24 protein-coding genes are annotated in these 20,439 nt (G+C 61.6%); 15 read left to right on the forward strand and 9 right to left on the reverse strand.

Annotation, left to right across the window (positions count from 1 at the left end; all coding sequences use genetic code 11):
* The first annotated feature begins 14 nt into the window (after positions 1–14).
* Entirely contained in the window at positions 15–650 is a 636-nt protein-coding gene (locus WNY37_RS16315; protein WP_342974458.1) for a hypothetical protein, read from the forward strand.
* A 10-nt stretch (positions 651–660) separates the two neighbouring features.
* Here WNY37_RS16315 and WNY37_RS16320 read toward each other — a convergent pair whose 3' ends face one another.
* Positions 661–1,347: a hypothetical protein gene (locus tag WNY37_RS16320; protein ID WP_342974459.1), complete on the reverse strand. Its 687-nt coding sequence runs from the start codon at positions 1,345–1,347 to the stop codon at positions 661–663.
* Between the two features lie 122 nt (positions 1,348–1,469).
* Between WNY37_RS16320 and pgeF the strand changes: the two genes are divergently transcribed.
* The 3 genes from pgeF (at position 1,470) to WNY37_RS16335 (ending at position 4,753) form a co-directional block, all read left to right on the forward strand.
* Positions 1,470–2,249, forward strand: a complete 780-nt coding sequence (gene pgeF / locus WNY37_RS16325) for a peptidoglycan editing factor PgeF (RefSeq protein ID WP_342974460.1) — start codon at positions 1,470–1,472, stop codon at positions 2,247–2,249.
* 80 nt (positions 2,250–2,329) lie between these two features.
* The gene (locus WNY37_RS16330) at positions 2,330–3,262 is read left to right on the forward strand and encodes a ribose-phosphate pyrophosphokinase (protein WP_342974461.1); all 933 of its coding nucleotides are present in this window, start codon (positions 2,330–2,332) and stop codon (positions 3,260–3,262) included.
* Between the two features lie 93 nt (positions 3,263–3,355).
* Positions 3,356–4,753 carry an NAD-dependent succinate-semialdehyde dehydrogenase gene (locus WNY37_RS16335; RefSeq protein WP_342974462.1) on the forward strand — a complete coding sequence of 466 codons (1,398 nt, stop codon included), beginning with the start codon at positions 3,356–3,358 and terminating at the stop codon, positions 4,751–4,753.
* Positions 4,754–4,845: 92 nt separating this feature from the next.
* Here WNY37_RS16335 and WNY37_RS16340 read toward each other — a convergent pair whose 3' ends face one another.
* Together WNY37_RS16340 and WNY37_RS16345 are read right to left on the reverse strand one after the other, a co-directional pair.
* Complete coding sequence (locus WNY37_RS16340) at positions 4,846–6,291, reverse strand: M23/M56 family metallopeptidase (RefSeq protein WP_342974463.1); 1,446 nt, start codon at positions 6,289–6,291, stop codon at positions 4,846–4,848.
* 2 nt (positions 6,292–6,293) lie between these two features.
* Positions 6,294–6,689 (reverse strand): BlaI/MecI/CopY family transcriptional regulator, encoded by a 396-nt coding sequence (locus tag WNY37_RS16345; protein ID WP_342974464.1) that lies wholly within the window; start codon positions 6,687–6,689, stop codon positions 6,294–6,296.
* A 286-nt stretch (positions 6,690–6,975) separates the two neighbouring features.
* Between WNY37_RS16345 and WNY37_RS16350 the strand changes: the two genes are divergently transcribed.
* Both WNY37_RS16350 and pth read left to right on the forward strand, forming a co-directional pair.
* Positions 6,976–7,668 carry a 50S ribosomal protein L25/general stress protein Ctc gene (locus WNY37_RS16350; RefSeq protein WP_342974465.1) on the forward strand — a complete coding sequence of 231 codons (693 nt, stop codon included), beginning with the start codon at positions 6,976–6,978 and terminating at the stop codon, positions 7,666–7,668.
* Positions 7,669–7,748: 80 nt separating this feature from the next.
* On the forward strand, positions 7,749–8,363 hold the full coding sequence (gene pth, locus WNY37_RS16355) for an aminoacyl-tRNA hydrolase (RefSeq protein WP_342974466.1): 615 nt from the start codon (positions 7,749–7,751) through the stop codon (positions 8,361–8,363).
* Between the two features lie 110 nt (positions 8,364–8,473).
* Here the strand turns inward: pth and WNY37_RS16360 are convergent, their stop codons facing one another.
* Entirely contained in the window at positions 8,474–9,430 is a 957-nt protein-coding gene (locus WNY37_RS16360) for a hypothetical protein (RefSeq protein ID WP_342974467.1), read from the reverse strand.
* A gap of 149 nt (positions 9,431–9,579) precedes the next feature.
* Here WNY37_RS16360 and ychF point away from each other — a divergent pair, with 149 nt between their 5' ends.
* Both ychF and WNY37_RS16370 read left to right on the forward strand, forming a co-directional pair.
* The gene (ychF, locus tag WNY37_RS16365) at positions 9,580–10,677 is read left to right on the forward strand and encodes a redox-regulated ATPase YchF (protein ID WP_342974468.1); all 1,098 of its coding nucleotides are present in this window, start codon (positions 9,580–9,582) and stop codon (positions 10,675–10,677) included.
* Positions 10,678–10,827: 150 nt separating this feature from the next.
* Positions 10,828–11,319: an NAD(P)H-dependent oxidoreductase gene (locus WNY37_RS16370; RefSeq protein ID WP_342974469.1), complete on the forward strand. Its 492-nt coding sequence runs from the start codon at positions 10,828–10,830 to the stop codon at positions 11,317–11,319.
* A gap of 14 nt (positions 11,320–11,333) precedes the next feature.
* Here WNY37_RS16370 and WNY37_RS16375 read toward each other — a convergent pair whose 3' ends face one another.
* Together WNY37_RS16375 and WNY37_RS16380 are read right to left on the reverse strand one after the other, a co-directional pair.
* Positions 11,334–11,726, reverse strand: coding sequence for a VOC family protein (locus tag WNY37_RS16375; protein WP_342974470.1), 393 nt, complete (start codon positions 11,724–11,726; stop codon positions 11,334–11,336).
* Positions 11,726–12,358: a sigma-70 family RNA polymerase sigma factor gene (locus tag WNY37_RS16380; RefSeq protein WP_342974471.1), complete on the reverse strand. Its 633-nt coding sequence runs from the start codon at positions 12,356–12,358 to the stop codon at positions 11,726–11,728. The genes WNY37_RS16375 and WNY37_RS16380 overlap by 1 nt, the downstream gene beginning before the upstream one ends.
* Before the next feature lie 79 nt (positions 12,359–12,437).
* Here WNY37_RS16380 and WNY37_RS16385 point away from each other — a divergent pair, with 79 nt between their 5' ends.
* The 6 genes from WNY37_RS16385 (at position 12,438) to WNY37_RS16410 (ending at position 17,713) form a co-directional block, all read left to right on the forward strand.
* Complete coding sequence (locus WNY37_RS16385) at positions 12,438–13,802, forward strand: DNA recombination protein RmuC (RefSeq protein WP_342974472.1); 1,365 nt, start codon at positions 12,438–12,440, stop codon at positions 13,800–13,802.
* Positions 13,803–13,966: 164 nt separating this feature from the next.
* A complete protein-coding gene (gene def, locus WNY37_RS16390) occupies positions 13,967–14,494 on the forward strand; it encodes a peptide deformylase (protein ID WP_342974473.1) in 528 nt (175 codons plus the stop codon).
* Positions 14,495–14,731: 237 nt separating this feature from the next.
* Positions 14,732–15,685: a methionyl-tRNA formyltransferase gene (gene fmt / locus WNY37_RS16395; RefSeq protein ID WP_342974474.1), complete on the forward strand. Its 954-nt coding sequence runs from the start codon at positions 14,732–14,734 to the stop codon at positions 15,683–15,685.
* The gene (locus WNY37_RS16400; protein WP_342974475.1) at positions 15,682–16,170 is read left to right on the forward strand and encodes an N-acetyltransferase; all 489 of its coding nucleotides are present in this window, start codon (positions 15,682–15,684) and stop codon (positions 16,168–16,170) included. The genes fmt and WNY37_RS16400 overlap by 4 nt, the downstream gene beginning before the upstream one ends.
* 254 nt (positions 16,171–16,424) lie before the next feature.
* Positions 16,425–17,174 (forward strand): tRNA pseudouridine(38-40) synthase TruA, encoded by a 750-nt coding sequence (truA, locus tag WNY37_RS16405; protein WP_342974476.1) that lies wholly within the window; start codon positions 16,425–16,427, stop codon positions 17,172–17,174.
* Positions 17,171–17,713, forward strand: coding sequence for an AAA family ATPase (locus WNY37_RS16410; protein ID WP_342974477.1), 543 nt, complete (start codon positions 17,171–17,173; stop codon positions 17,711–17,713). The genes truA and WNY37_RS16410 overlap by 4 nt, the downstream gene beginning before the upstream one ends.
* A gap of 98 nt (positions 17,714–17,811) precedes the next feature.
* Here the strand turns inward: WNY37_RS16410 and WNY37_RS16415 are convergent, their stop codons facing one another.
* Positions 17,812–18,306, reverse strand: a complete 495-nt coding sequence (locus tag WNY37_RS16415) for a GNAT family N-acetyltransferase (protein ID WP_342974478.1) — start codon at positions 18,304–18,306, stop codon at positions 17,812–17,814.
* Positions 18,307–18,355: 49 nt separating this feature from the next.
* On the opposite strand from WNY37_RS16415, the gene WNY37_RS16420 reads away from it, so the two are divergent.
* Positions 18,356–18,991 (forward strand): hypothetical protein, encoded by a 636-nt coding sequence (locus WNY37_RS16420; RefSeq protein WP_342974479.1) that lies wholly within the window; start codon positions 18,356–18,358, stop codon positions 18,989–18,991.
* Positions 18,992–19,095: 104 nt separating this feature from the next.
* Here the strand turns inward: WNY37_RS16420 and WNY37_RS16425 are convergent, their stop codons facing one another.
* Positions 19,096–19,527, reverse strand: coding sequence for a hypothetical protein (locus tag WNY37_RS16425; protein ID WP_342974480.1), 432 nt, complete (start codon positions 19,525–19,527; stop codon positions 19,096–19,098).
* Positions 19,528–19,597: 70 nt separating this feature from the next.
* The gene (locus WNY37_RS16430; protein WP_342974481.1) at positions 19,598–20,437 is read right to left on the reverse strand and encodes a lysophospholipase; all 840 of its coding nucleotides are present in this window, start codon (positions 20,435–20,437) and stop codon (positions 19,598–19,600) included.
* Between the last annotated feature and the right edge of the window lie 2 nt (positions 20,438–20,439).

A 20,439-nucleotide genomic window follows, 5' to 3' on the forward strand; every position in this document is an offset into this window, starting at 1 on the left:
AAGGGAGCTACCCCATGAGCGACACCAATAAGCAGATCCTCGAAAAAGGCGTCCGCGCCGCCCTCGACCTTGCCACGGAAACAGGCTGGAGCGAGCTGACACTGTCCGCCATCGCGGAAAAAACCGGACTGACACTCGAAGACTTTCACACCGTCGGCGACAAGGACACGATCGCAGACGCCGTCGAAAGCTATTTCGACAAGGCAATGAGCGAGGGCTCCTTCGACGCGGATGAAACACCGCGCACCCGCCTCTTCGACGTGATCATGATGCGCTTCGAAGCCATGGAGAATCACCGCCCCGCCCTGCTCTCCCTCATGAAATGGCGCCAGACCCAGCCGCTGCGCATTATCGCGCTCCTCGCCAGCCGTCAGGCCTCTGCCGACTGGGCGATGGTCTGCGCTGGTCTCGACAAGAAAACCGACCTGCCCAAGCCGGTCCGCTCCACCGCCATTGCCTGGGCCATCGCGCAGGCCGAACGCGCCTGGCGCAAGGAGGACAGCACAGACCTCTCGCGCACCATGGCGAAACTGGACGGCGAGCTGCGCAAGATGGAAGAACGTGCCGAATGGATTACGAGACGGCGGCGGAAGAAGAGCGACGATACCGGTTCAACGGACACAGAAGCGGCGACGGAACAATCGGCCTAAAGGCTCCTCGTCAATTGGCCACCCCGTCAACGGCAGCAACAAGCTGATCGAAATACTTCGAATCCGAGCGGAAACACTTGACGGAAACGTAGCTGTTCGTTGACGCCACTTCGACGGTGTAGAGGGTACCACCGACCGGAAAGTTGGTGCAGTCCTTCGCGCCAGCCAAACGCGTTCGCTCTGCCTGCAAGATCTCCAGCAATGCGTTTGCTTCGCTATCCGAGACGTCGCTTTCGGCAATCTGAACCTGCATGCCGTCGAGGCACCAGAGAGTGCCTGCAACGCAGGCCGAAGTTCCGTAGCGTGCCGTCCCAACCGAAACGCGTTGATTTTCGTCGATGGAAACTGAATGGACAACGTCTTCGGACCAAGTGGGAGACACTGTTATTCGCCAGATCGTGGCGTCGCCAACGCCGTTCGAGCGGACAGCCTGGCGAAGGCTTGGCTCGTACCGGCCCATGAGCCCGGAGAAGGGCCACCTCTCCTGGTAGTCTGCTATCTGCCGTTTCTCATCCTCGTCTGCAGAAAAGTCCCCGAGTTCCATGACGCCGGGCAGCACATATGTTTCGAACTCAGTCGTCGGGCGGACAATCGGGAGCCGATCCGTCGGATCGAACGCTGGCACATCCGGCCTCAATTCGGCCGGATCGACATACGCCGCACTCGTCTCCGGCGGGCCGGGCATGTACTGGGCCATTGCCAAGCAGGGCCCAGTGGCGGCACACATCATGGCACAGACCGCTCGAAACATTGCTCGCCTCATCTTGCGTTCCCCGTGCATCGCACTGCACTTTCAGACTATCTCAGATTGTAAGCTAAATGACCACAATTCCTCACATTCTCGCGCCGCGCATCGCCGGCATGAACGGTATCAGCCACGGCTTTTTCGGCCGTAATGGCGGCACGTCCGAAGGCATCTATGAGAGCCTCAATCTCGGCATTGGCTCAGACGACAAGCCGAAGGCCGTGATGCGCAACCGCCGCCTCGTCGCAGACCAGATCGGCGCGAAGGAGGTGGACCTGCTGCTCTCCTGCTATCAGGTCCATTCCAACACGGCGATCCTCGCGACCATGCCTTGGGGCCCGAACCGGCCACAGGCGGACGGCATGGTGACAAACCTGCCCGGCATCGCCCTCTGCATCCTGACCGCCGACTGCGTGCCTGTCCTCTTCGCTGACCGCAAGGCCGGCGTCATCGGAGCGGCCCATGCCGGCTGGAAAGGCGCGCTTAGCGGCATTTGCGAGGCGACCCTCGACAAGATGGAAGAGATTGGCGCCAATCGGAAAGATATCCACGCGGCTGTCGGCCCCTGCATCGGCCAGGAAAGCTATGAGGTCGGCCCTGAATTTCGCGACACTTTCCTGTCCGAAGCGCCATGGAGCGCCAATCTCTTCCACCCGGGCGAAGGCGACCGCTTCCATTTCAACATCGAGACCTTCGTGAAGAACCGGCTAGCCAAGCAGAAGCTCGCCTGGGTCGACGTGATCGGCCAAGACACGTGCGAGATGGAGGAGATGTACTTCTCCAACCGCCGCCGCAACCATCGCGGCGAACCCGACTATGGCCGCCAGGGCTCCGTCATCATGCTGGAACACTAATTGCTCAGGCTTTTCCTTGCGACTCGGCGTGTCCTGTTCCAGAACACGCCAAACAATCCAACGGGAAGGGCTGACCCGCGATGAAACTAATTTCGTGCAACGCAAACAAACCGCTTGCGACGGCTATTGCAGATCATCTCGACTGTCCCTTGTCAGACGCCGAAATCAAGACGTTTGCCGACAATGAAATCTTCGTCCGCATCAATGAGAATGTGCGCGGCGAGGATGTGTTCGTCATTCAGCCGACGTCGAAACCGGCCAACGACAATCTCATGGAATTGCTCATCTGTATCGATGCGCTGGTGCGGGCGTCTGCGCGCCGGATCACCGCAGTCATCCCGTATTTCGGCTATGCCCGGCAGGATCGCAAGACCGACGGACGCACGCCAATTTCCGCCAAGCTTGTTGCCAATCTGATCGCCAAGGCCGGCGCTGACCGCGTCTTGACCATGGATCTCCATGCCGGCCAGATCCAGGGCTTCTTCGACGTGCCGACCGACAATCTCGTTGCCATGCCAGTGATCGAGAATGATGTCCGCATGATGCATGGTGGCAAGAATCTGATGGTCATCTCGCCGGATGTCGGCGGTGTGGTCCGGGCCCGCGGCCTTGCCAACCGGCTCGGCGTCGACCTCGCCATTGTCGACAAGCGCCGCCCCGAAGCTGGCAAGTCGGAAGTCATGAACATCATTGGTGATGTCGAGGGCCGTCATTGCGTGCTCGTCGACGATATCTGCGACTCCGGTGGCACGCTGGTGAATGCCGCAGCCGCGCTGAAGGAGAAAGGCGCCGCCGGCGTCAGCGCCTATGTCACGCACGGCGTCCTGTCCAACAATGCCGTCCAGCGCGTCGAGAAATCCGTGATGGACGAGATCGTCATCTGCGACACGATCCGCCCGACCGAAGAAGACTATAAGTCCAAGGCACTTCGCGTGCTGTCTGTGGCCCCGCTTCTCGGCGAAGCGATCCGCCGCATCGCGAATAATGAGAGCGTCTCGAAGCTCTTCGACTGATCCTCACGCAATTGTCATGCATGGCGTCAGGAACGCCGCCCCCTCTCCACGTGTTGGTTTTATAAGACCAACTCGAACGGAAAGGGCCAAGAAATGGCTGACAGTGCGACCCTCGGCGGTACCCTCAAAACGATCAATCCAGCGACTGGAAAATCCCTTCAACACTATCCGATGATGAGCGACAGCGAGGTCGATCAGGCGGTCAAAGCCTGTCATCAGGCATTTCTCGACTGGCGCCATGTCTCACTCGAAGACCGGGCTGAGAAAATCCGCGCCGTCGGAAAGGCGCTGAAGGATAATAAGAGCGACCTTGCAAAGCTCATGACCGATGAGATGGGCAAGCTCGTCAAGCAGGGTGAGCAGGAAGTCGACCTCTGCGCCGGCATTTGCGAATGGACGGCGGCGAACGGACCGGACGCGCTAAAAACAGAAGAGCGCGATCTCCAGAATGGCAAAAAAGGCCGTGTCGCCTATTCCCCGATCGGCGTGATCTACGGCATCCAGCCCTGGAACTTCCCGACCTATCAGGTGATCCGCTATGCCGTCGCCAATCTCATGGCGGGCAATGGCGTCCTCCTGAAGCACGCTGAAAACGTCACCGGCTCCGGCCTTATGATCGAGAAGATCATGAAAGAGGCTGGCCTTCCGGAGAACCTCTTCACCGTGCTGCGCATCAGCCACGATCAGTCCGACGATGTCATCGAACATGATCTCGTGCGCGGCGTCACCATGACAGGCAGCGCCGGTGCAGGCGCCATCATCGCCGAAAAAGCCGGCAAGGCGCTCAAGAAGACCGTTCTCGAGCTTGGCTCGAACGATGCCTATATCGTGCTGGAAGACGCTGACCTTCAGAAGGCGGTCAAGCAATGTGTCATGGGCCGCGTCTACAATAATGGCGAGACCTGCGTCGCAGCCAAACGCTTCGTGGTTGTCGATGCCATTTATGACAAGTTCCGCGACGCCTTCGTCGAGGCCATGAAAGGCGTCAAACATGGCGACCCGACCGGCAGTGACGCCGATATCGGCCCGATGGCCCGCGAAGACCTTCGCGATGATCTCCATGAACAGGTCGAGAAGAGTGTCGCCAATGGCGCGAAGATCCTCTGCGGCGGCGAAGTGCCAGATCAGGACGGCTGGTGGTATCCGGCAACGGTTCTGGACAATGTGAAGCCCGGACAGCCCGCCTATGATGACGAACTGTTCGGCCCTGTCGCCTCGCTCATCCGCGCAAAGGATACAGACGACGCCATGCGCATCGCCAATGACAGCCGGTTCGGCCTCGGCGGCGGTATCTTCACCGAAGACACCGACAAGGCGATCGAGCTTGCCGAGAAGCATTTCGACACCGGCATGGTGTTCGTCAATGGCTTTGGCATGGCCCAACCCGACATGCCATTCGGCGGTGTGAAGGATTCAGGCTATGGCCGCGAACATGGCGGCTTCGGCATGAAGGAATTCGTCAACGCCAAAGCCATCAATGTGATGAGCTAGACAGCCACGCGCTCCAAGACCCGCAAAGAAAAACCCCCATTCCGGCCATAGCTTCCGGAATGGGGGCTGGGCGGGTCGCTTGGGCGTCAGGGTCAGCGTGACCCGCCTGCGAACAGGACAAGACCTTCAGCCATCATGGGATCATGTGGCTGGTATTCTGTCTCGCCTGTTTCCTCGTTTATCGCTTTTTTCCAGTGTTCGAGGTGGAGGTGCGGGCCGGTTGCGCGTCCCGACATCCCGACAGCACCAATTTTCGTGCCGACAGAAATTTCCTCCCCGACTTCGACATCCCGATCAGACAGCTGCGCAAACCGCATCTTGCTGCCGTCATCGAACGCAATCTCGACGGTTTCCCCGTAATTTGGCTTGTAGCCGGAGAAGACCACCGTGCCGCAGGACGGCGTATAGACCGGCGTTCCTTCGGGTGCGCCGATGTCGGTGCCTTTATGCCAGCGCTCTTTCTTGCTGAACGGGTCCTTGCGGTTTCCGAACTTGCTCGTGATCTTTGCCTTTTCAGACTCCAGAACCGCATGCTCGAAAACGATCGACTGGCTCGCCCTGTCATCGCGCGCCGGCATGACATCCTTGCCCGCTTCGGCCAGCGCAAAGGGCGACAGGGCGAGCGCGACGACGCTAGCACTCATCGCCATGATCGGCCGCGACCGCGTCGGACGGGTCTCCAGCAAACGCGACAGCCGCTTTGGCAGGCTGCGTTTCTTCGGCAGGATAAAGGCCGCGACAGGCAGCGTGCGGGCGGGCGCACTGATGCGGGCCGCATAGGCCAGTGTGCGCGCATAGCCGAACCGGTCTCCGCTCACCTCTGAGGCGATCTCGTCGCACACCGCTTCTCTCCAGAAGTCGAGTTCACGGCGCATCATCCAGGCAAAGGGCGAGAACCAGAACAGGTCTGCGACCAGCCGCTCCAGCGGCCGCGTGACAAGATCTCCGCGCTGCAGGTGGACGCACTCATGGATCACGATCTGACGAAGGTCCGAGGGATTATTCAGCGCTTCGGGAACGTAGACCGACCGCTCCGCCAGGCCGGCGATAAACGGTGAGCCCCCGTCGATCAGACGAATAAGAGGGGCCCGCTCGAGCCTCAGATTGCTCAGGGGAAGGGCAATCGATTGCTCACGATGAGGCATCGAGCGGGATTTCAGCTGTTGGAGCCGGACCTGGCCCAGCGCGGACGCGCCAAGACGGAAGGCCCAGCCAACAATGAGAACACCCAGAAGAGCCGGCGCCGTCCACGCCCAGTCCGGGGCGGACACGGCACTCTGCAGATTGACCGACGCCGAAGCGACAGCCCCTGCGGCGGGCTCAACATAGGGAAGATCAGGGATTGCCGATGGCAAATCCTTCGGCAGCAGCTTCAGCAGTGGAATGATGGCAAGTGGCAGCACGGACAGCACTGCCGCGCCCCGCCAGACCGTCTGCGCGAAACGCGCACTCACCCGGCCATTGGTGATCAGGCTCGCAAAGCCAGCCAGGAAACCGGTCCAGAGCAGGACGAAAACAACAAACCATGCAACGCTCATGACTATTTCCCCTTCTTCGCGCGTTCGGCATCCTCAGCAGCATTGATGATGGCATCGAGCTCATCGAGCTCGGCCTCCGACAGGTGTGGACTGTCTGCAAAAAGCGCCGCTGGCAGCGGGCCTTTCAGATCAAGCACCTGACGGGTGAGCTGCCTGACAAGGCCGCCCAGCGTTTCCACCCGGTCGAGCACGGCGACATAGAACGCCGCGGACTCCGAGGACTCCCCGTCCCGCTTGACCCAGCCCTTATTCTCCATGCGGTTGATCACCGTCCGCGTAGTCGACAGTTGCCAGTTCTGCTCCGGCCCGATGGCCTCATGAATTTCGCGTGCGGTCCGCCGTCCGGCCGACCAGAGATATTTGAGAATGACGAGTTCTGACCCGTTTGGTTTAGACATGCTTTCTTCCTGACCCTTAAAAGCGTTACATGTGTAGTGTGTGACAGATGTAACGGGATTCTGTCAATATAAATTAGAGTTAATTTTGGCGGGTCGGCCTTGCGATGCGCCGCGCCGTGGATAGGCCTTGTCCGACGGGGCGACACTCGCTGAACCTGCACGGTTGCGCGCTGCCTGTGTTTCCTGTATTGCCCACCGCTTCGAAAGGACGGCGCAAGGCCGCTCCTGTCAGGCTGTCACCGGCGAGATCGCTCGCAGGCGGACTTCAGGGCGAAAGGAAAAGACAATGTCTCAACAAATCAGTTTCAATGTGGAAATGCGTGAGCGCACCGGCAAAGGCGGCGCACGTGAAGCTCGCCGCAACGGCATGGTGCCAGGCGTCCTTTATGGCGGCGGCCAGGATCCGGTTGCGATCAGCCTCAAGCTCAACGAAGTGATCAAGGCCATCAACACCGGCCAGTTCCTCACCTCCACGGCAAACCTCGTGCATAGCGGCAAGAAGCAGCTCGTGATCCCGCAAGCGATCCAGATGCACCCGGTGACCGACATCCCGATGCATGTTGACCTCTACCGCGTCAACGAAAGCCAGATCATCTCTGTTGAAGTGGCCGTTCACTTCCACAATGAAGAGAAGGCGCCTGGCCTCAAGCGCGGCGGTGCGCTCAACGTTGTGCGTCACGCCGTCGAACTCAACGTTCGCGCTGACTCCATTCCGGACTCTCTGGAAGCTGACCTCACCGGCCTCGACATCGGTGACAACGTCAAGATTTCCGACATCAAGCTGCCGGAAGGCGCCGAGCCGACCATCACTGACCGCGACTTCACCATCGCGACGATTACCGGCCGTATGGCTGAAGTTGTCGAAGAAGGTGATGAGGAAGCACCAGAGGCCGGCGAAGTCGAAGCCATCAACCAGTCTGATGAAGAGGGTGAAGGCGACGACGGCGAAGGCGAAGGTGAAGGCGAATCCAAGGAATAGTTTCCTGGCTAAAGGGCTGGCTCTCGGGCCAGCCCCAATCGCCGCCGGAACCTGATCGGCTGCGAGACACGGAGCCTGTCATGCACATACTTGCAGGCCAGGGAAATCCCGGTCCCAAATATGCCGGCAACCGGCACAATCTCGGTTTCATGGTTATCGACCGCATTGCGGCCGACTACAGTTTCGGTCCGTGGAAAAAACGCTTCCAGGGCGAAGCGGCCGAAGGCACCGTGAACACCAGCAGCGGCCTGCAAAAAGTCCTGCTTCTGAAACCCCAGACATTCTACAATGAGAGCGGCCGCTCAGCCGGTGAAGCGTCCCGCTTCTACAAGCTCGCGCCGACCGATGTGACAGTCTTCCACGACGAGATCGATCTCGCGCCCGGACGCATGCGGGTGAAACGCGGTGGCGGTCATTCCGGCAATAATGGCATCCGCTCCATGATCGCGCATCTCGGGCCAGACGTGCGCCGCATCCGCCTCGGCGTCGGCCACCCCGGCGACAAGTCACTGGTCATGCCTTATGTGCTGGCAGACTTCGCGAAAGCTGAAAAAGACTGGGTCGAAGCCCTGCTCGACGCAGCCTCGCGGGCCTTGCCGCTTCTGCTGGAAGAAGGCGATGAGCGCTACCAGACCGAAGTCCTGCGCCTCGCCCCTGCCCCGAAATCAGACCCGAAACAGGCCGGCAAAGACTAGCGCTGCCGACGAGGACATCGCGACATTGATATTTGGCACTTTCTTCCCCCGCCAGCGGGAGAAGTGGCCGCGCATGCAGGTCGAAGGGGGCCGATCAAAAAGCGCCCCGCCTATTCTTCTTCTTCCGTATCGTCCACGACCGGGCCGGTCCGCAGCGTCCGCGTATTCAGCAGAGAGCGCGGAATCTGTCCCGGCGGGCACGTCTCGGCATAAACCGGCGAGAGCTGCGCATTCCCGATGGCGGGCATACCCGGCGTTGACGCCTGCTCAGACCGGAACACCCAGGCCAGCAGGATCATCAGGGCGATACCGGCGAGAATGGGTCCCAGAATGTGCCAGCCAATCTCCTGACCGTCCTCGGCACGGGCCGCCATATTGGGCGCGCGATACGGGATCGATGGCGGATTCAGCTCTGGACGTGCTTTCGTCGCAGAGGCGGTTTCGCTTGCGGCCGGCGCTGCCGTTTCCACCGGAGCCACCGGGGCCTCAGGCGCTGCAGCCACAGGCGGCGCCGCTGTTTTCTTCGCTGCCGGCTTGGCTTTCGCCTTGGTTTTTGGCTTGCCAGCCAGCGAAATCGGATCTTTCGGGTGCGCTTTCTTCCAGGCGTCCTTGCCGGCTTTGTCACGCGGCTCGAGAAGCAGGAAATCCTTCAGGTCCTTGCGCTTGTGCGCCTTTTCCAGTTCGCCGAGCAGCGCGTAGAAGCCGTTCGGCGTGCGCTTGGGGCCAATGCCAGTCAGGCTGGCGCGCTCATCCTTGTCGAACGGATCGTCCGGCACGGTCGCATCGAGGCCGGCCTGCATCAGCGCCTTCGGGCGTGAGCGGGCCAGGTGCGCCATGGCGTGTACCCAGTCACTGTCCGGCTTGCTCGTGTCGCAGGAGGATTTCGACCACAGGACCAGCACCTTGCCGGCCTTGTTGGCGTCATTCAGGTCACGGGCTGTCGGCGTCGTGTGCTCGCGCGCCTTGTCGAGGCGCACCTTGAATTTCAGCGAGCGCAGCCGCTTGGCCACGTGCTCTGCCTTGGTCATGTCCGGCTGTGCCGCAACAATCATGATGTCGTAGGCCATGTGAACCTCCACACTTCAATTTGGCGGTTTCATGCAAGCTCTGCGCCGCAAATGTCCATTAAATACCAGTTGAGGCGGACAAAACACCCTGTCTTCCAGCGCGAAATGCGCTATGCCGCGCGCCAGTAAGCGCGAAGAAGGAGCGATCCATGGGGTTCAAGTGCGGTATTGTCGGTCTGCCAAATGTTGGCAAGTCCACCCTGTTCAACGCTCTCACCCAGACCGCAGCTGCGCAGGCCGCGAACTATCCGTTCTGCACGATCGAGCCGAATGTCGGCGAGGTTGCCGTACCGGAGCCGCGTCTTGAGAAGCTCGCCAAGGTCGCTGGATCGAAAGAGATTATCCCGGCCCGCATGAACTTCGTCGACATTGCCGGCCTCGTCGAAGGCGCCTCCAAGGGCGAAGGCCTCGGCAACCAGTTCCTCGCCAATATCCGCGAGACCGACGCGATCATCTATGTCCTGCGCTGCTTTGAGGATGATGACATCACCCACGTCGCCGGCCGCGTCGACCCGATTGCCGACCTCGATATCGTCGAAACCGAGCTGATGATCGCCGACATGGAAAGCCTCGAAAAGCGCCGCGCTGGCGTCGAGAAGAAAGCCAAATCCGGCGAGAAGGAAGCCAAGGAAACCCTCGCCCTGCTCGATCTCGCCCTCGCCGAACTGAATGAAGGCCGCCCCGCCCGCAATGCCGATGTGCCGAAGGAAGACATGAAGGCCTGGCGCATGCTGCAGCTGCTGACCGCCAAGCCGGTCCTCCTGGTGGCCAATGTCGATGAAGACAGCGCCGCCACCGGCAACAAATATTCCGAAATGGTGATGGAGCGCGCCGAGAAGGAAGGCGCTGAAGCCGTCGTCATCTCCGCCCAGATCGAAGCTGAAATGGCCGTTCTCGCGCCCGAAGAGCGCGCTGAATTCCTCGAAATGCAGGGACTCGAAGAGCCGGGCCTCAACCGCCTGATCCATTCCGGCTACAAGCTGCTCGGCCTGCAGACCTATTTCACCGTCGGCCCCAAAGAGGCGCGCGCCTGGACGATCCGTCATGGCTGGACCGCCCCGCAGGCGGCCGGCGTCATCCATGGCGACTTTGAAAAAGGCTTCATCCGCGCTGAAACCATCGCCTTTGACGACTTCATCGCCAATGGCGGCGAATCCGGCGCCAAGGAAGCCGGCAAGATGCGCCAGGAAGGCAAGGAATACATCGTCAAGGAAGGCGACGTCCTGCACTTCCGCTTCAACGTCTGACCTTCCTTCAACGCGCTTTGCCACGGCTTGACCGTGGCACCCATCTCCCAAAGCTCTCCAACCGCGTGAGGGAGATGGTCCCCATGGACAAGCCATGGGGAGACGCAGAACAGGGTTGGCACGCCTGTTTCTTCGCCTACCATCCCTCCCATGCCCAAACTTCTCATCGTCTATTTTTCCCGCACAGGCGGCGCCGAGCAGATGGCGAAAGCCGCCCATGAGGCCGCAGAGGGTGAAGACGGATGCGAGACCACCCTCAAATTCGCGACTGAAGCAGGCCCCGAGGACCTCCTCGCCGCCGACGGCTACATCTTTTGCGCGCCTGAAAACCTCGCCGCCATTGCTGGCGGCATGAAAGAGTTCTTCGACCGCGCCTATTATGAGGTCCTCGGAAAGATCGAGGGCCGCCCCTACGCCCAGATGATCTGCGCAGGCTCAGACGGCGAAAACGCGATGAAGCAGACCGCCCGCATCGCAAAAGGCTGGCGGCTGAAAATCGCGCAGGAGCCCTTCATCATCTGCACGCATGCCCAGACCAAGGAAGACATCCTCGCCGACAAGACAATCAGCGAGGATGAGCTTCAAAAATGCCGGGACCTCGGCGCGGCCATGGCCGCCGGGCTGGCAATGGGCGTGTTCTGAGGCCTTAGATCGCCCTAGCGCGGCTTGTCAGCCTCCTGATACAGGGACAGCATGTGCCCATCCAGGTCCTTGAAGTCAGCCGTCAGCCCGCCATCCGGCGCATGCGAGACGGGCGTGACGATGGTTACCCCCTTTGAGGCGAGGCCCTCCACCACGCCTTCGATTCCGCCTTCGGCCAGCTCAAACACCGGGATCGGACTGTCGCCCCGCGTGCCTGGCGCCTGGAAGAAGATGAGGCTGACCCCGCCGGCATCCTGTCCCATCAGCCAGTCCGCCCCGCCGCTTTCGCCCGGCTCACCCGGCATACGATTGAGGTCGAGACCGAGCGTCTCCTTGTAGAAAGCTTCTGTGCGATCAATGTCCGTCACGTTGAAAACAATCGCCCCAATTCTCATGGATCCGAGCATCAAATGATCTCCTTTTCTGACTGCTCGGCCATGGGTTGCCGCGCCCCGGGCTTTTGTGAGCTTGCGAGCACGAATAAATGTCCGTCAGGATCATGGCTTGCGAGAAACCCGCCGCGCCGCCCCAGCTGATCGATCATGCTGCGCCGAAGCGCGCCGAATGGCAGCGCCCCTTCGAGCGCGGTTGACGCCTTGCCCGGCGGCAGCCCCTTAATCGCCCGTTTGAGCCGGCTGATGCGCTGTCGCAGCGCCGTATCGGACAGGCCGAGCAGCCAGCCAATTTCAGGCCGCGTGGCCCCTGCAAAGGCGAGCATCGCCACCAGCCGCAAAGATCTTGGAAGCCCCGACACGTCCGGCATCCCCTCAATCTCGATCGCTTCGGACTCCTCGCCCGCCCGCGCGCTCTGCCAGTCACGCTCCCGCGCCTTGCGCCGCACGGCCCCGCGCGCGCTCATCCGCGCCTTGTTGCGGATCACACCGGCGAGCCAGGCCCGCGCCTGCCCAGACGCAAAGTCGGCCCGGCCCGCCTCGACCGCAGCCAGAAGCGCCGCCTGGACGAGGTCATCGGCCTCAGCGGCGTCGCGCGTATAGCGCCGCGCGATCACTCCCAGAGATTGCGGCACATCCCCGCTCATTGCCACCTCTTCCTGTTCCCTATATGTTCAAGCGCTTAAACCCGCCGAGTCAAGCGCGAATCGCGATAGGAGTTCAGGCATGCAGACACTCGTCCAGATCGGCTCCGTGGGCCTCGACCTCATCCACCTCATCCTGTTCGTGCTCGCCGCAGGCCTTCTGGGCTTCCTGTTCTGGATGCGCGGTGAGGTGCGCAACCGTGCCGGCGAGGTCGAGCGCGACCTTGCCCACACCCAGGATATGCTCGAAACCGCCGAGATCGACCGCGAACGCCTGTCGCAGGAATTGAAGACGCAGACCGCCGTCGCCCAGGACGCCAAGATCGCTCTAGCAAAAGCCGAAGCCCGCGCCGAAGAAGACGAGAAGCGCTTCGCCGACCTCGCCCAGGGCGTGCTGCGCAAGGCAAATTCCCAATTCCTTCAACTGGCTGACGAGACCTTCAAGAAACACCGCGAAGGCGCGCAGGGCGAGCTGAAAGAGCTGATGAAACCGATCGGCGAGAATTTCGACGAGTTCAAGAAACGCGTCACCGAGATCGAGAAAGTCCGCGCGGAGGACAAATCAGCGATCAAGGAACAGGTCGAGGCCATCGGCAAGAGCCTGATGCTCAACACCGCCGAGACCGGCAAGCTCGTCAACGCCCTCACCGCCCCGAAAGGCGGCGGGCGCTGGGGCGAGATGACGCTTCGCAATGTCATGGAGCAGGCCGGCCTCTCAGGCCATTGCGACTTCGACGAGCAGGTCAGCGACCAGACCGAGGATGGCCGCCAGCGCCCTGACGCCGTCATCCACCTGCCGGGCGGGCGCCAGATCGTCATCGACTCCAAGGTCTCGCTCGACGCCTATATGAGCGCCGTCTCGTCCGGCGACCCGCAGCAACGCGCCGTGCACCTGAAGTCCCACGCCACCAGCGTGCAGCGCCATATCGATACGCTGGCCTCGAAGAACTACCAGTCAAACCTGGATGAGCGCGTCGATTTCGTCGCCATGTTCATCCCGGGCGAGAACTTCTTCGCGGCCGCCCTCGAACACGCGCCGAACCTGCTGGAGCGCGCCTATTCCAAGAACGTCATCGTCACCACGCCGTCGACCCTGATCGGCCTCGCCAAGACGGTCTCCTATGTCTGGCGGCAGGAAAAGATGGCCCAGAACGCCCGCGAGGCCGCCAAGCTCGGCGAGCAGCTCTATGAGCGCATCGCAGTGCTTGCTGGTCATATGGAAAGCGTCGGCAAGTCGCTGAACGGCGCGGTTACCCATTACAACAAGATGTCCTCGTCGCTCGACAAGCGCGTGCTGCCCACCATGCGCCGCTTCGAAGAGCTCTCCATCGCCCCGCCAGACAAGACGATCGCCGAGCCAAAACGCATTGAAGCCACGGCAGACGAAACCGACCGCACGCCAGAGCTGGATTTCGATGGCAAAGGCAGCAAGGAAGACGCGGCCTAGTTTTTAGGGGCGCCTCCCCGTGGCTTGACCACGGGGTCCATCTCTAGCCACCGCGACAAGTCCAGCCTTAGGAGATGGGCACCGCGGTCAAGCCGCGGTGAAGCGTCATCGGTACGGCAGCGGTGATTATTGATTTTCAAACCCCTTCGCCTTATCTCAGCGGCATGGCTATTCGCGAAATCATTACCGTCCCGGACCCGCGTCTGAAGGAAGTCTCAAAGCCCGTCGAAGGCGGTGTCACGGATGAAATCCGCGCGCTGATGGATGACATGCTCGAGACCATGTATGACGCGCCGGGCATCGGCCTCGCCGCCATACAGATTGGCGTGCCCCTGCGCGTCATCGTCATGGACCTCGCCGGCGAAAGCGAAGAGCCAGCCCCGCGCTATTTCGTGAACCCGGAAATCCTGCCGCTGACCGAGGACAAGGCCCCCTATGAGGAAGGCTGCCTGTCCGTCCCCGACGTCTATGAGGAAGTCGAGCGCCCGACCGAGTGCCGCATCCGCTATCTCGACTATGATGGCGAGCAGAAGGAAGAAGTCGCCGAAGGCCTGTTCGCCGTCTGCATCCAGCACGAGATGGACCACCTCGAAGGCACCCTCTTCATCGACTATCTCTCGCGCCTGAAACGCCAGCGCGCGGTTGAGAAGGTCCGCAAGGCTACCCGCCTGAAAGCCAAGGTCGGAGCCTGAACCAGCCTCCGCTCATCCCCGCGAAGGCGGGGATCTGGTTCAGAAAACCTCTACGTTTCTATTGTACCCCCTCCGCCCTGCCGGGCACCTCCCCCGTGAACGGGGGAGGAAAACCCAGCGGCACGCGCCTTTCTTCCCCCGCCTGCGAGGGAAGTGGCCGCGAAGCGGTCGAAGGGGGCCATTCCAACTTCACCGCAACATCTTGCCTAATCTCCCCGCCACGCTAGACCCCGCCCCATGACGAAACCGCTCCGCATTGCCTTCATGGGAAGCCCGGATATTGCCGTGCACGTGCTCGCCGCGCTGATCGAGGCGGGCCATGAGATCGCCTGCGTCTATTCCCAGCCGCCCCGCCCCGCCGGACGCGGCAAGAAGCTGACGCCGACCGCCGTGCATCGCTATGCCGAGACCCAAGGCCTGGACGTGCGCACGCCCAAATCCCTGAAGCCCGCCGAAGAGAAAGCCCGCTTCGCCGCGCTGGGCCTCGATGCCGCTGTCGTCGTCGCCTATGGCCTCATCCTGCCGCAGGCGGTGCTCGACGCCCCGCGCCTTGGCTGCATGAACATGCACGCCTCGCTGCTGCCGCGCTGGCGCGGCGCCGCGCCGATCCAGCGCGCCATCATGGCGGACGATGAGATGACCGGCGTGCAGGCCATGATGATGGAAGCCGGGCTTGATACCGGCCCCGTCCTCGCCACCGAGGAAGCGCGCATCTTCCCCTTCGAGACCGCCGGCAGCCTGCATGACCGCCTCGCTGAGCTGGCCGCAGACCTCGCGCCCCGTGCGCTCGAAGGCCTCGCCGACGGCAGCCTGAAACCTGTCCCGCAAGCCGAAGACGGCGCGACCTACGCCGCCAAGATCACCACCGACGACCGCCAGATCGACTGGAGCAAACCGGCCTCGGACGTCGATTGCCAGATTCGCGGCCTCTCGCCCTTCCCCGGCGCCTGGTTCAACTGGACACCAAAGGACGGCGATGAGCCGATCCGCGTGAAAGCGCTGATGAGCAAGCTGTCCGACCAGACCCATGACGCCGCCCCCGGCACGCTGCTCGACGACAGCCTCCTCGTCGCCTGCGGCGACGGCCATGCCGTCCGCCTGCTCAATCTGCAGAAGCCCGGATCGCGCGCCATGGACGCGGACGACTTCCTGCGCGGCAACAGGATCGAGGCCGGGAGCGGCTTCGAATGAAGGACATCTGGATCCGCCCGGCCCGCGCTGAGGACGCCGATGCCATCATTGCCCTCAACGATGCAGCCTTCGGCACGCCGGACGAATCGAAAATCGTCGCCCAGCTCCTCGCAGATGGCGACAGCCTCGCCTCGCTCGTCGCGCATGATGATCGCGAGATCCTCGGCCATATCCAGTTGTTCCGTATCCTGATCGATGGCGATGATATCGCCGCTGGCCTCGGGCCGATGAGCGTCACGCCAGAGCGCCAGAAATCCGGCATAGGCCGTGGACTGATCAAACTCGGCATGACGATGATGGAAGGTCAGGGCCGCGAGCTCGTCTTCGTGCTGGGCCACCCTGATTACTACCCGAAATACGGCTTCTCGCCCGGCGTCGCCGCGCGGTATGAAGCCCCATGGTCAGGCCCTGCTTTTATGGGGATCGAACTTAGCAACACCGCGCCCCGCACCGGCGCGCTCACCTATCCGAAAGCGTTTAACTGAAAGCTATTTGAGCCGAAATTCCTTCTTCAAGATTTGGAACAATTCTTCGGCAGCGCTTTGATCAATCTGTATTGTCTGACTTAGCTTCCCTGGGACCTGCCTGTTATTTGATCCGTAGGTATTGAGTTGTAGTATTTTTTTACCATCCGACTCAGCAGTGAGGTAGCGCGCTACGACGCGAGTAGGATGCAAACTTTTGAAACTGCGATCGTCCGCTTCAAACCTTGAAATTACCGCCATAGACCTGCTCCACCATGCAAAGAGTTAGACTTATAATCGAATATGATGGCCGGCCTTATGCGGGCTGGCAACGCCAGGACGAGCTTGCGACGGTCCAGGGCGCTCTTGAACGGGCCGCCGAAGCCCTCGACGGGGCCCCCGTCACCGTGCACGGCGCTGGCCGCACCGACGCCGGCGTCCACGCCACCGGTCAGGTCGCCCACCTCGACCTCTCCAAGCCGCGCCCGGTCCGCAAGATCGCTGACGCGCTCAATCATCACCTGCGGCCGGACGCTGTCAGTGTCCTGAAAGCCGAGGAGGTCGACGAGGACTTCCACGCCCGTTTCAGCGCCAAAGGCCGCGCCTATCGCTACCTCATCCTGGTCCGGCGCGCGCACCTCACCTTCGACCGGGGCCTGATCTGGCGCGTGCCCGTGAAGCTGGACGTTCGCAAGATGCAGGAGGCCGCTGACCACCTCATCGGCGAACACGACTTCTCCACCTTCCGTGATGCCGGCTGCCAGGCCAAGAGCCCGATCAAGACGCTCGATACGCTGAATGTCAGCGCCTATGACAACCGGATCGAAGTGACGACAACGGCCCGCAGCTTCCTGCACAGACAGGTCCGTTCCATCGTCGGCAGCCTTGTCGATGTCGGCCGCGGCATGCAGGAGCCGGGCTGGATGAAAGACATCCTCGAAGCGCGCGACCGCACCGCCTGCGGGCCCGTCGCCCCGGCGGACGGGCTCTACCTCGAGCGCGTCATGTATGATGGAGACGCATGAGAGACCGGCGCCGCATCGTCATCTCCGGCTGCTCATCGGGCGGCAAGTCCACCCTCTTGAATGAACTCGCCCGGCGCGGCTTTCAAACCGTTGACGAGCCCGGCCGAAACATCGTCCGCGAAGCTCTGGCAACAGGTTCAGATGCCTTGCCCTGGGTGAACCCCGAAGCCTTCGTCCGCAAGGCCATCGAATACGCGCACGAAACGCTTGCCGCCGCCCGCGCCCATGACGGCCCCGTCTTCTTCGACCGCTCCGCCGTGGACGCCGCCGCCCACTTCGAACGGCTCTCCATTTCGATGCCTGCCGATCTGAAGACGCTCTGCGAAACCACGCTCTACTCCAGCCCCGTCTTCATGGCCCCGCCCTGGCGGGCGCTCTACCAGCAGAACGAGGAACGCCCACTCCCCTTTGAAACCGCCGTTCTGGAATACAACTACCTCCGCATCGCCTATCCGGCGCGCGGCTATGCGATGATCGATTTGCCGAAAACGAGCGTGGCAGCGCGAGCTGACTTCGTCCAAAATTCATTGGGCCTGTAACACACAGCTTCATGGTGAGCGGAGTCGAACCACGAAGCGTCGAAGCAAACATCACGCCCTCGTCCTTCGACTTCGCTCAGGATGAAGGCTGCGTAGTGCTAAAGCCGTAATTCCATCGCCCAGTTGTGGATCGTGACGCCGTCCACTTCCAACTCGCGCCGGTGCAGCACCTCATATCCAGCCTTGGAAAAGACAGGCTTCGCCGCCTCACTCGCCTCTGTGTACAGCCGCTCAATGCCTTGCATTTGCGCCTGCCATTTGACCACCGAGAGCAGCAGTGTCGCGATCCCACGCCGTGCAAAGGCCGGGTCGCAATAGAGCATGTCGACATGGCCATCGGCCTCAAAATCGGTGAAGGCAACCGCGCGGTCATTCTCATCGACGGCGATAAAAGTCCTTCGGCCATCGGTGTACATCGCGTCCAGACGCTCCGCCGTCACACGCGGCCCGCCCCAGGCGGCAACCTGTTCGGCCGTATAATATTGTGGTCCGATCACGGCGACCGCCGCGCGGAAAATCTCCTCAAGGCGCGCGGAATCTCTCTTCCTGTAGGGGCGAACTTTGGCGTTTTGCGCCTTCAAATCGTCTTGCATCTTTTTCCGGGCCGAATAGGATTCTCAGAATATCAGAGGGGATACACCGTTGAAATTGAAAAGCTATACTGCACTGGCCGTCCTCGGACTTTCAGCAGCCATGACGGCGCAGGCCGGCACCTATGAGGACAGCGTCCAGTGTGTCGGGGCCATCAAGACGATCACTGGCGGCTGGCCCGCCGAGCACCCGTCCAAGGCGCAGGCTGACGCCGTCGCCTCAGGCTGGACGGACTATGCGACCGCGTGGAGCGGCAACACCCCCGAAAAGGTCCAGGCCGACATCGCTGCTTCGGTGCAGGAAATCCAGACTTACGCCATCTCCGTAAAGGGTGATCAGGCGAAAATGCAGGCCTATCTCGGCCCGATGTCTGCGCGCTGCCAGACGGTTCCTGAGATGCCGGTCTCTCGCGGTGTCTGCAAGAGCCTGTCGGACGGTGAAATCGCCTCCTCCGATATGGCGTACAATCTGAACGCCTATAATATGGGCTTCCAGTCGGGCGATGAGCTGACAGCCACCCAAAAGGCGATGGCTGCTGCCGAGGAGCGCAGAGCCCAGGCAGAAGCGGCAAGCACCTATTACGCGAATGCGCCAGGCGCGACCTCAGAAGATCTTCTGTCGCTGCTGGAGGCCACAGCCGAAGAGCGCACGGCGATGTTTGATCAATGCGTTGAGCAAATGGAATAATTGATGCGGGTCTCGGGCTGACGGGTCGCCTCGACCTGTCAGCTCTTCTTCCGCCGCATCAGCTTCAGGCCGGAATATCCCGCCGTTTGGGCCATTCCAACCGTCTACTCGCCATCAAGCGCGGCTTCGAAATCCTCGACCGGAAACTGCGCCCTGTCGCACATCCAGGTCGAATAGACGCCTTCGCCGCCCTTCGCCAGCAAGAGCAACTCCGTATCCGGACGATAATTGACGCCGCAGGCCGGCATGCCTGCATCGGCTGATTTGACCAGCACATAGCGCGACATCTCACCCTTCAGCACGCGCTGGACTTTCATCTGCGTGATATGCTCCCCGATAATAAATGGGGACGGCGGATCGGTGGGTTCAGACTCCAGGTCCCAGACCTCACCCACCTCGACAACCGCAATCAGGTCATATCCTTCCGCCTGCTGCGCCGCGCTCTGCGAAGGCGGACAGGAACAGGCTGCCGCCTGCCCAGCACCAAGGCCCAGACAGGCCAGCCCGCCCATCGCTACATGTCTGAATATTCCCACCGCTCTCTCCACCCTGTACCCCGTCAAGCGAACAGTAAGTCGCTCCGGCCATGAGTGGTCAAGGCCAAGCTCAGACCTTGCCGCCCGGCAGGCGTGGTTTCAGCCAGTCGAGGACGGTCGCCAGCGCCTTGTCGGCGTCATAGTCATTGAGCAGCTCATGATAGCCGCCCGGAAACTCGACAAGCTGCTTGTCGCCCTCGCCAATCGTTTCGATGAAGGCCCGGCTGCCTTCAATCGGGGTCACACGGTCCGCATCGCCGTGGACGACCAGCACCGGCACATCCCAGTCCGGAAACTGCTCCCACGCCCGCTCCAGCACCTTGAAAACCGTCGCGCCGAGCCGGGCCGCCGGCGGCCTGGTAATCACCATCGGGTCATTGCGATACGTTTCCACCACGGCCGCATCTCGCGAGATCGCATCGTCATCGAGCGGCGGCGTCAGGCGTGCGGTTGGCGCAATCGAGGCGACAAGCCCCGCAATCGCCTTCAGCACCGGGTTAAGCTCGATCTTCAGCGCCGGCGCGCTGAGCACCGTCCCGCTGACCCCCTCCGGCCTGTACGCCACACTCGCCGCCGTGATCAGTCCGCCAAGCGAATGACCCATCAAAAAAAGTGGCTCTTCGCGCTCTTCCAGCATGTCCCGCGCCGCCAGATGATGCGCCACGGCGCGCTTCATATCCGTCGCCCCGCGCGCACCGGGAGAACGGCCATGCCCCTCCGCGTCGAAGGCGTAAACATTGATATCCAGCGCGTTCAAATTCGGGATGAGGCGGTTATAGCTCGTTACAAATCGACCGGCATATTCGCCATATCCATGCTGCAGGAGCAGGTTCGCGCGCGGCGTGGCAACCTCCCACGCATAGCCCTGAACCTTCTCACCAAACGTCCAGCTCTTTGCCTGTTTCGACATAT

The sequence above is a fragment of the Henriciella sp. AS95 genome, assembly GCF_038900055.1.
Lineage (GTDB): Bacteria > Pseudomonadota > Alphaproteobacteria > Caulobacterales > Hyphomonadaceae > Henriciella.